The sequence below is a fragment of the Cohnella xylanilytica genome, assembly GCF_014212175.1.
Lineage (GTDB): Bacteria > Bacillota > Bacilli > Paenibacillales > Paenibacillaceae > Cohnella > Cohnella xylanilytica.
The window spans coordinates 1-932 of sequence record NZ_JACJVR010000179.1 but is presented as its reverse complement, the minus strand read 5'-3'; the positions used below and the strand labels follow the sequence as shown (position 1 = coordinate 932).

At 61.9% G+C, this 932-nt stretch carries 1 protein-coding gene; it reads right to left on the bottom strand.

From position 1 onward, the window contains the following. Nucleotides 1-370 precede the first annotated feature (370 nt). Nucleotides 371-932, bottom strand: a 562-nt coding sequence (locus H7B90_RS32420; protein WP_260411383.1) for a sensor histidine kinase, incomplete at its 5' end; no start/stop codon positions are given.

Sequence of the window (932 nt, the reverse complement as noted above, 5' to 3'; positions counted from 1 at the left end):
AATTGGACGACCCCCGCGGGCAACCCTGCGGGGGTCTGATTTGGTTTTGACTTAAGCGCAACCGCGCGACTTCTTCCTAATCACTTGCACGAAGACAACGATAGCCCTACCTCTCCATCGTTCTTGCGGTTCCTAGACCGCGCCAGTGAGAATTCGTGTTCCTTCCAGCAGCCGATTGTAACAAGGAAAGTGGAATGGGAAAACGGGAGGAATATCTACCCATCGAGGAAAACATCAGAGGGTCACACTTAATTTAATATATAACTATACACTGAATCGGCGGGGGTGTCAACTGTGCTTGGCCAAACGGTCCGCTTAGCGAAATCCCCCAGGGTCGGCCGAGAGCCCCAACCCCGGGGAGACTCGCGCGCTAGGAGGATTCCCGGCGCGGAAGCGATGCCGTCACGACGGTGCCCTGCCCCGGCACCGAGACGATGGAGGCGTGGCCGCCGACGCTGCGGGCCCGCTCCTCCATGCTGAAGAGACCGACGCCCGGCATCTGGGGCATCGCCACGAAGCCGACGCCGCGGTCTTCGATCCGGGCGTGGATGGATTCCTCGGATTCCCATACCTCCACTTCGGCTTCCGTCACTTTCGCGTATTTGCCGATATTGGTCAGCGCCTCTTGGATAATCCGGTACAGAGCGGTCTCGATCTGGCGGTCGTACCTCTTGGACAGCTTGCAGGAGAGGCGGACCCGGACGCCGTAATGATGGGAATACATCTCCGCGTAGCTGCGCAGCGCCGGGGCGACGCCCAGATCGTCCAGCACGGAAGGCCGCAGCTCCCAAGCCAGGCTCCGGACGTCTTCGATGATCCCCGTCACGTCCCGCCGCAGGCTCTCGAGCTCCTCGGGGTGCCCGGGCCTGGCGAGCAGCCGGTCGAGCTGGATCGCCAGCCCGAACAGGCTCTGGCCGATGCCGTCGTGCAGC